Source organism: Streptomyces sp. NPDC096152 (assembly GCF_044763235.1).
Classification (GTDB): domain Bacteria; phylum Actinomycetota; class Actinomycetes; order Streptomycetales; family Streptomycetaceae; genus Streptomyces.
Map to the genome: position 1 here is coordinate 193,689 of NZ_JBIWFW010000006.1, position 8,508 is coordinate 202,196.

An 8,508-nucleotide genomic window follows, 5' to 3' on the forward strand; every position below is an offset into this window, starting at 1 on the left:
TCAAAGCGGATCGTTCCCGCACCGGCGTCCCCGGTGCTACAGTGCGGTCAGCACCCGTGCACGCCCTGTCGTGGGCGCCGGTGTGATTTTCTCCGAGTTCGCCGAGCCGTTCCGCCGCTCGTGTCGGCACCGTCGGCTTCCTCTCACCGTCCCTGAGCGACGCCATCCCGCCGCCCCCGGCGGTCTTCCGCACTCAGGTGGTGTTCCCCGCCGCCAAAGGCCCGTGTCCCGCGCCTCCCGCCCGCGGCTTCTCCCCTTCCCCTCGCACGTCCCCCGTCCACCGTCCGTGAAAGGACCGCCCATGACCACCACACTCGAACATCCCCCCGTACGACAGCGGCCTCCGGCCGCCCAGCCCGTCACCGGTGTCCTGGACATCGACGCGAGCGGCAAGGGCCGGCTGCGTCCCGGGGACTGCCTGCCCACCCCGTCCGACCCGCAGGTCTCCCCCGCGCTGATCCGGCGCCACGGCCTGCGCAGGGGCGATCTGGTCGACGGCGTGCGCGACGGCCACGGCGCCCTTACCGAGGTCGCGGCCGTGAACGGGCGCACCCCCGGCGAGCTGCGTGGCCGCCGCCACTTCCACGACCTGACTCCGCTGCACCCGCGGGAGCGGATCCGCCTCGAACACCCCGCCGCCGGCCTGGCCGGGCGGGTGACCGACCTGATCGCGCCCGTCGGCAAGGGGCAGCGCGGGCTGATCGTCGCACCGCCCAAGACGGGCAAGACGGTGCTGCTCCAGCAGATCGCCGCCGCGGTGGCCGGCAACCACCCCGAGTGCCACCTCATGGTGGTGCTGCTCGACGAGCGCCCCGAGGAAGTCACCGACATGCGGCGCTCCGTGCGCGGCGAGGTGTACGCCTCCACCTTCGACCGGGCGCCCAGGCATCACATCGCGCTCGCCGAACTCGTCGTCGAGCGGGCCAAGCGGCTAGTCGAGGCGGGCGAGGACGTAGTCGTCCTCCTCGACTCCCTGACCCGGCTGTGCCGGGCCCACAACAACGCGGCCACGGCGGGCGGCCGCACCCTCAGCGGCGGTGTCGACGCGGCCGCGCTGCACGGCCCCAAGCGGCTCTTCGGCGCCGCCCGCCTGGCCGAGGAGGGCGGCTCGCTCACCATCCTCGCGACCGCGCTGGTGGAGACCGGCTCCCGGGCCGACGACTTCTTCTTCGAGGAGCTGAAGGGCACCGGCAACCTGGAGCTCCGGCTGAACCGCGAACTCGCCTCCCGCCGGCTCTTCCCGGCCGTGGACATCAACCCCTCCGGCACCCGTCGCGAGGAACTCCTCCTGTCGCCCGCCGAGTTGGCGACCACGCAGGGGCTGCGCCGCGCCCTGCAGTCCCGTGACGGCCAGGCCAATCTGGAAACCCTCCTGGACCGGCTGCGCGCCACCCCCGACAACGCCACGTTCCTGCGGCGGATCCAGCCGACCCTGCCCACCGGTTGACCCCGGCGCCGGCGCCGGCGCCGCCGCGGGCCCCGCGGAGCGTCCGCTAGCGCATCCGGGTGCCCACGCCCCCCGTTCGGCCGTCGGCAGCAGCCCAGTACCGCCGATGACTTCCTACGTTGGCGGTATGACGATCGGAATTCTTTCCCGGACGGCCGTGGCGACCTGCGCTCTGTGTGCGGCGGGCGCGCTCGCACTCGCGTCCCCGGTCGCGGCGGCGGGCGGGGGCGGGGCGGACCCCGGCCCGCCGGGGCTGTCCCGGGCCGCCATGCCCGCCCCCGCCCTGCTGGAGCGCTCCGGGACCCACGTCCGGCTCCGCGCCGGCGCCCCCGAACTCCCGGAGGTCACGGCACTGTCCTGGCTGGTGTCGGACGCGCGCACCGGCGAGGTGCTCGCCGCGCACGACGCGCACCGCAGGCTGCCGCCCGCGAGCACCCTGAAGACACTGTTCGCCCTCACCGTGCTGCCCACCCTCCCGGCCGACGTCCGGCACACCGTCAGCTCGGAGGACCTGCGGGGCATCGGCGAGGGCAGCAGCCTGGTCGGAGTCACCGAGGGCCACACGTACCGGGTGTCCGACCTGTGGCGCGGAGTGTTCCTCAACTCCGGCAACGACGCCGTGCACGTGCTGGCCGCCCTCAACGGCGGCTGGCACCACACGGCGCGGCAGATGCAGGCCAAGGCCCGGGCCCTGGGCGCGCTCGACACCCACGTCCTCTCACCGGACGGCTACGACGCCGACGGGCAGGTGTCCTCGGCGTACGACCTGGCCGTGTTCGGACGGGCCGGGCTGCGCAACGCGGACTTCGCCCGCTACTGCTCCACCGCGCAGGCCGCCTTCCCCGGCGACGGGGGCACGTACGAGATCGCGAACACCAACCGGCTGCTGACCGGCGCGAACGGGGTGGTGCCCTATCCGGGTCTGATCGGCATCAAGAACGGCTACACCAGCCACGCGGGCAACACCCTCGTCGCGGCGGCCCGGCAGGGCGGGCGCACCCTCGTCGTGACCGTGATGAACCCTCAGGAGGGCGGCGGCCTCGCTGTCTACGAGGAGGCGCGCGAGCTGCTCGACTGGGGGTTCGCCGCCGCCGAGCGGGTCGATCCGGTCGGTTCGCTCGACGGTATGCGCCCCGTCGCGCACGGGGCGTCGGCCGTCACTCCGGCCGCGGCGACCGCCGGGGACACCCCGGACTGGCCGCTGACCGGGACGATCGCGGGCGCGGCCGGGCTGGGCGCCGGGGGCGTGCTGCTCGCTCTGCGGGCCAGGGCCCGCAGGGGCACGCGCGGCTGACCGGCCGGCAGGCCGAGCAGCAGGCCGAGCGCGATCCAGGTGTAGGTGTTGCCGCCGAGGAAGCCGTCCGGGCCGGAGGCGTCGTCGACCCACAGCCAGACCACGCTGCTGCACAGCACGGCGTACAGGGCGGCCGCGGTCCGGACCCGGCCCGCGTGCAGCAGGACGGCCAGCGCCGGCAGCAGCCACACCAGGTGGTGCACCCAGGTGACCGGGCTGACCAGACAGGCGGCCGCCCCGGTGAGGGCGAACGCGGCCGGCCAGTCGCCCGCCGCCACCGCCCGCCGTGCCCGCCACGCCCAGACGGCCAGCAGCAGTGCGACCGCCGCCGCCCACACCGGGCGGCCGGTCTCGCCGAGCCGGGCCAGGACGCCCTGCGCCGACTGGTTGGAGACGTAGGCGAGACGCCCGACCCGGCTCGTGTCCCACAGCGCCTCGGTCCAGTAGACCCGTGAGGCGTCCGGGTCCACCGCGGCGGCCAGGGCGGTCGCTCCGGCGGCGACCGCCGTGGCGATGCCCGCGGCCCGCCACCGTCTCGCCACCAGCAGCAGGCCGATGAAGAGCGCGGGTGTGAGCTTGACGGCGGCGGCCAGGCCGGTGCCGACGCCGGCCCAGCGCCCGCGTCCGGTGGACAGCGCCCGGGCGTCGGTCAGCACCAGCGCCAGCAGCAGCACGTTGACCTGGCCGAAGCTGAAGGTGTCCCGCAGCGGTTCGAACAGTGCCAGCAGGCACAGGGCCGTCGCCGCGCGGAACCGGCCGTGCCGCCGCCGGCCGGGTCCGGCCAGGACACCGAGCACCACGGCCAGGGCCGCCAGGTTCAGCAGCAGCGCGACGGCGACGGCGGTGTGCCATCCGACGAGCGCCATCGGCAGCATGCAGACGGCCGCGAACGGCGGGTAGGTGAAGCCGTACGCCGTCCCCGGCACCCGGTAGTCGTAGATCCGGCCGCCGTGGTGGACCCAGCTGTCGACGGTGCCGTAGTAGACCCGCAGGTCGAACCAGTCGCGCAGCAGCGGCACGGTCGCCGTGAAGGCGGTGACGGCGGCGGCCAGCGCGAGAACGGCGAACGCCCGGCGCAGGGGGCGGCGGGCGGTGCGCGGTCCGCTCATGCGGTTGGTCCCAGGGCCGGGGCCAGGGCCGCCTGGTGGGCCTGCCAGAGGACGACCGCGCCGAGCGCGCCGCCGCACACCGCGAGGGCCAGCTGTCCGGAGTCGGCCGGGCCGCCGCCGGGCAGGACGGCGAGCGCGAGTACGGCGGTGACGGCCGCGGTCCGGTGGCCCACCGGGGTGCTGGGCGCGGCGGCGGCGATGAGGAACAGGCCCCACAGGGCGTACCAGGGGCGGATGGCCGGGCCGAGCGCGGCCACCGCGGTCAGGCTGAGGCCGAGGGCGTAGAGGGGACGGGGGCGCCGCCGCGCCCAGATGACGACGACGACGGCCGCGGTGGCCACGAGGCCGAGCAGGTGCCAGACGGGGATCGCCAGCGGGGCGAGGCCGCTGCCGAGCCGGGTCAGCAGCGCGCCGGTGGCCCGGCCGAGCAGGCTGGTGAGCGCCCAGTTCCGCGGGGACACCGGCGTGTCCAGGGCCCGTACCCAGCCGTAGCCGGTGCCCGCGGCGGCCGTGGCGGCGACGGTGGTGGCGGCGGCCGCGGCGGTGGTCGTCAGGACCGCCCGCGCCGGGTGGTGGCCGGCGCGCAGCCGCAGCACCACGACCGCGGCGAGACCGAGCACGGCGGGCGCCTTGACCAGGGCGGCCAGCGTGACGAGCACGGCGCCCAGGACCGGGCGGCGGCCGAGCGCGGCGACCAGTCCGGCACCCAGCAGCCCGAGCATGATCGCGTCGTTGTGGGCACCGGCCACCAGGTGCAGCAGCACCAGCGGGTTGAGGGCGCCGAGCCACAGCGCGGCGGAGGGGTCGGCGCCGCTGTGCCGGGCCAGCCGGGGCAGCGCGGCGGCCATCAGCGCGACCCCGAGCAGCGCGAGCAGGCGCATGCCGAGGAGGCCGGCGGGCACCTGACCATGGGTCAGGCCGGAGAGCGCGGAGGCGGCGGCGAGGAACACCGGGCCGTACGGGGCGCCGGTGTGCCGCCAGAGCGGGGCGACCTCGTCGGCCAGGGGGCCGCCGAGCCGGGCGGGACCGTACGCGTGGACGTCCATGTGGGCGTGGACCATCGCGCCCTGGGCCAGGTAGCTGTACACGTCCCGGCTGAACAGCGGCGGCGCGATCAGCAGCGGGGCCGCCCAGACGGCGAGCACGAGGAGCAGGGCGCGCGGCGCCGGCGGCCGGGGGCCGTGCGTCAGCCGCCCCAGCAGCGCCCAGGCGGTGACCAGCAGGACGATGCCGAAGTACACGCCGACCAGGCCCAGGGAGGCGCGGGCCGAGGACGGCGCGAGCAGGTCCCGCACGGGGAGCGCCCCCGCCGTCTCACCGCCCAGCGCGAGGCAGGTGGTACCGGCCAGTCCGAGCACCTGGCAGCGGCGGAGATCGACGGGAAAAGCCATGGCCAACACTCGGCCAGCCTGCCGACGCCCGGTGGCCGGAGGGCGACCGCCCGGCTTCCGGCCGACGGCTCGCACATGACCGGCGCGTGATCGTCTCCGGAGCCGGCGCCCCACCTGGCCGGACGCCGCCGTCGACGCCGGCCGGCCGTCAGGCGAAGCGGGAGCTCGGTACGGACCCGGAGGGTTCGGGACGGCGGCACGGAGTGGTTCAGAAGACCGAGAGTCCGGTGAGGGTGGTGAAGCGGTCCAGGGCCGCGACGCCCGCCACCGAGTTGCCCCGCTCGTCCAGCCCCGGGCTCCACACGCACAGCGTGCACCGGCCCGGTACGACCGCGATGATCCCGCCGCCCACCCCGCTCTTGCCGGGCAGGCCGACCCGGTAGGCGAAGTCGCCCGCCGCGTCGTAGGTTCCGCACGTCAGCATCACCGCGTTGACCTGCTTGGCCTGGCTGCGGGTGAGCAGCCGGGTGCCGTCGGCCCGGGTGCCGTGCCGGGCCAGGAAACCGGCGGCGAGGGCCAGGTCGGCGCAGGACGCGGCGACCGAGCACTGCCGGAAGTACTGGTCGAGCAGGACCGGCACCGGGTTGTCGATGTTGCCGTAGGACGCCATGAAGTGGGCGAGCGCGGCGTTGCGGTCGCCGTGCGTGGTCTCGGAGGCGGCGACCTCCTGGTCGAAGTCCAGCCCGGGGTTGCCGCTCTCGGCGCGCAGGAAGGCGAGCAGTTCGCCCGCCGCGTCGCCGGTACGGGTCTGGAGGCGGTCGGTGACCACCAGCGCGCCCGCGTTGATGAAGGGGTTGCGCGGGATGCCGTTCTCGTACTCCAGCTGCACCAGGGAGTTGAACGGGTTGCCGGACGGCTCGCGGCCCACGTGCTCCCAGAGTTCGTCGCCCTCGCGGGCCAGGTCGAGCGCGAGGGTGAACACCTTGGTGACGGACTGCGCGGAGAACGGCTCCCGCCAGTCCCCCACGCCGTACACCGTGCCGTCCGGCTCCGCGACGGCCATGCCGAACGCACGCGGGTCACGGGCCGCGAGCGCCGGAATGTAGTCGGCGGGCCGCCCACGCCCGGGCGTCCGCTCCAGCTCCTCCGCGATGCGCTCCAGGACCGGCTGGAAGGACGGGGACGACGTCATGATCACCATTGTGCCCTTCGGCCGGTAGCGGTGCGTGGTGCGGGCGGGGGCCGACTGACCGGGGGCCGGAGAGGGACGAGCTCGTCCCCGGGAAGCGAGTGTGCTCGGCCGGGCGGCTTTCCGGGCGAGTGGCCAGGGACTCAGGCGCAGGCCGTCAGCGGGGCCGGGGCCAGAGCGGGGACCGGACGGACTCGGCCGACCGGGCGGCCGCCGCCGAGCAGGGGTTCGCCCGCGAACGCGGTGAGCAGGGACGGGTCGACGCCGGCCCGCGCGAGTGCGGCCGCGGCGACCGGGACGCGGGCCCGGACCGCGCCGTCCGCGATCTTCACGGCGATCGCCCTGCCGTCCGGCAGGGCGGCGACCTGGACGCCCTCGAAGCCGTCCTTGGCGAGCAGTCCGGGCACGGCCCGCATCAGCGCGGCCACGTCCCGGCCGGAGCCGGAGGCCATCTCGGCGTGCTCGCGCATCGCGTCCGCCACCCGGGCCTCGGGGGTGCCGGGCGCGGCGGTGGTGAGGCGGGCGGCGGCGCGGGCCAGGCCGTGCAGGGAGACGGAGAACAGGGGCGCGCCGCAGCCGTCGACGGTGACCTGGGCGATGCGCTGCCCGGTGAGCTCCTCCACGGTCGCGGCGATCGCCCGCTGGAGGGGGTGCGCCGGGTCGAGGTAGTCGTCCAGCGACCAGCCGCCCAGCACGCAGGTGTACAGCATGGCCGCGTGCTTGCCGGAGCAGTTCTGGGCGAGCCGGGAGGGCAGGCGGCCCTGGCGTACCCAGGTGTCCCGGACGACCGGCTCGTAGGGCAGGTCCGGCACGTTGCGCAGGTCGTCCTCCGTCAGGCCGGCCCGTTCGAGGATGCGCCGGGTGCCGGCGAGGTGGCGTTCCTCGCCGGAGTGGCTGGCGGCGGCGAGCGAGAGCAGTTCGCCCTCCAGCGGGAGCCCGGCCCGCAGCATGGCCACGGCCTGGAGGGGTTTGAGGGCGGAGCGCGGGTAGCAGGCGGCCTCGATGTCGCCGAGCCGGCAGCGGACCTCGCCGTCCGCGCCGAGCACGACGACGGAGCCGTAGTGGACGCCCTCGATCATCCCGCCGCGTATCAGGTGGGCGACGGGGGCGTGGTGGGGTTCACGGATCGCGGGCGCCTCCGCGAGGGGGGTGCCGTCGAGCGCGGGCACCTCCGCCACCGGGGCCGGCGCGTTCCTCGGGGAGTGCTCGTTCAACGTTCGGTGCTGCCTTCCAGGGGGGTGCGCGCCGCGCGCACGATGTCGGTGAGGGTCGTCTCGACGCGGTCGAGGTGGTGGGACATGGCCGCCACGGCCGCGTGGTCGCTGCCTTCGGCCAGTGCCTCGACGATCGCCCGGTGCTCGCGGTTCGACTGCTCGCGCCTGCCGCCCAGCTCGTTGAGGAAGGCGGACTGGCGGGCCAGCGCGTCCCGGATCTCCTCGATGACCCGGCGGAAGACCGGGTTCCGGGCGGCCTGGGCGACGGTCAGGTGGAAGAGCGTGTCGAGCGCGACCCAGGAGGTGGTGTCGGTCTCGCTCTCCATCCGGGCCAGCAGGTGCGTGAGGCGGTCGAGGTCCTCGGGCGTGCGGCGCGCGGCGGCGTAGCCCGCGACCGGCACCTCGACGTGCCGGCGCACCTCCAGCAGGTCGCTGGCCGCGTAGTCGCCGAAGGTGGGGTCGTCCGCCGTCGGGGCGACCACGAAGGTGCCCTTTCCGGTCCTCGAGACGGTGAGCCCCATGGTCTGCAGGGCGCGCAGTGCCTCACGCAGCACGGGCCGGGACACCTCGAGGGTGCGGCAGAGCTCGGCCTCGGAGGGGAGCTTGTCGCCGATCGCGTAGTCGCCGCGCTCGATGGCGGTGCGCAGGTGGGTGAGCACCGCCTCCATCGCGCTGACGCGTCGCGGCACCCCGCCACCTGTCTGGCTGTCTGACAGGTTCACGGGGCCGATGGTGCGGCGTACGGGAGGGAACTGTCAAGGCGGGACCGCCGCGGGCCGTCCGGGGCCGGGCGGGCCCGGCTCGGGCGCACGGGGGCGGACCCGGAAAACCCGGCGGGGGGGGGGGGGCGGGGGGGGGGGGGGGCCCCCCCCCCCCGGGGGGGGGGGGGCGGAGGCCAGCGCCGACCGCCCGCCCCGCCGAGCG

6 protein-coding genes and 1 pseudogene are annotated in these 8,508 nt (G+C 75.8%); 2 read left to right on the forward strand and 5 right to left on the reverse strand.

The genetic code is table 11. The features are described from left to right. Window positions 1–301: 301 nt before the first annotated feature. Together rho and ACIQ9G_RS21440 are read left to right on the forward strand one after the other, a co-directional pair. Window positions 302–1,447, forward strand: a complete 1,146-nt coding sequence (gene rho / locus ACIQ9G_RS21435; protein ID WP_403611787.1) for a transcription termination factor Rho — start codon at window positions 302–304, stop codon at window positions 1,445–1,447. A gap of 268 nt (window positions 1,448–1,715) precedes the next feature. Continuing rightward, a pseudogene (locus ACIQ9G_RS21440) lies at window positions 1,716–2,411 on the forward strand (D-alanyl-D-alanine carboxypeptidase family protein); the annotation flags it as partial. 83 nt (window positions 2,412–2,494) lie between these two features. Here the strand turns inward: ACIQ9G_RS21440 and ACIQ9G_RS21445 are convergent. From ACIQ9G_RS21445 to ACIQ9G_RS21465, 5 genes are all read right to left on the reverse strand, one after another. Further along, window positions 2,495–3,850: a glycosyltransferase 87 family protein gene (locus ACIQ9G_RS21445; protein ID WP_403611790.1), complete on the reverse strand. Its 1,356-nt coding sequence runs from the start codon at window positions 3,848–3,850 to the stop codon at window positions 2,495–2,497. Then, window positions 3,847–5,241 carry a polyprenol phosphomannose-dependent alpha 1,6 mannosyltransferase MptB gene (gene mptB / locus ACIQ9G_RS21450; protein WP_403611793.1) on the reverse strand — a complete coding sequence of 465 codons (1,395 nt, stop codon included), beginning with the start codon at window positions 5,239–5,241 and terminating at the stop codon, window positions 3,847–3,849. Before mptB ends, ACIQ9G_RS21445 begins: the two co-directional genes overlap by 4 nt. A gap of 208 nt (window positions 5,242–5,449) precedes the next feature. Beyond that, entirely contained in the window at window positions 5,450–6,382 is a 933-nt protein-coding gene (locus ACIQ9G_RS21455; protein WP_403611796.1) for a glutaminase, read from the reverse strand. Between the two features lie 131 nt (window positions 6,383–6,513). Further along, complete coding sequence (locus ACIQ9G_RS21460; protein WP_403612627.1) at window positions 6,514–7,539, reverse strand: asparaginase; 1,026 nt, start codon at window positions 7,537–7,539, stop codon at window positions 6,514–6,516. A gap of 41 nt (window positions 7,540–7,580) precedes the next feature. Next, complete coding sequence (locus tag ACIQ9G_RS21465; RefSeq protein ID WP_403611799.1) at window positions 7,581–8,306, reverse strand: FadR/GntR family transcriptional regulator; 726 nt, start codon at window positions 8,304–8,306, stop codon at window positions 7,581–7,583. Window positions 8,307–8,508 lie beyond the last annotated feature (202 nt).

Bases quoted from the DNA above. Each gene is read 5' to 3' on its own strand.
- mptB (WP_403611793.1), bottom strand. From the start codon at position 5,241: ATGGCTTTTCCCGTCGATCTCCGCCGCTGCCAGGTGCTCGGACTGGCC.
- ACIQ9G_RS21445 (WP_403611790.1), bottom strand. From the start codon at position 3,850: ATGAGCGGACCGCGCACCGCCCGCCGCCCCCTGCGCCGGGCGTTCGCC.
- ACIQ9G_RS21455 (WP_403611796.1), bottom strand. From the start codon at position 6,382: ATGGTGATCATGACGTCGTCCCCGTCCTTCCAGCCGGTCCTGGAGCGC.
- rho (WP_403611787.1), top strand. From the start codon at position 302: ATGACCACCACACTCGAACATCCCCCCGTACGACAGCGGCCTCCGGCC.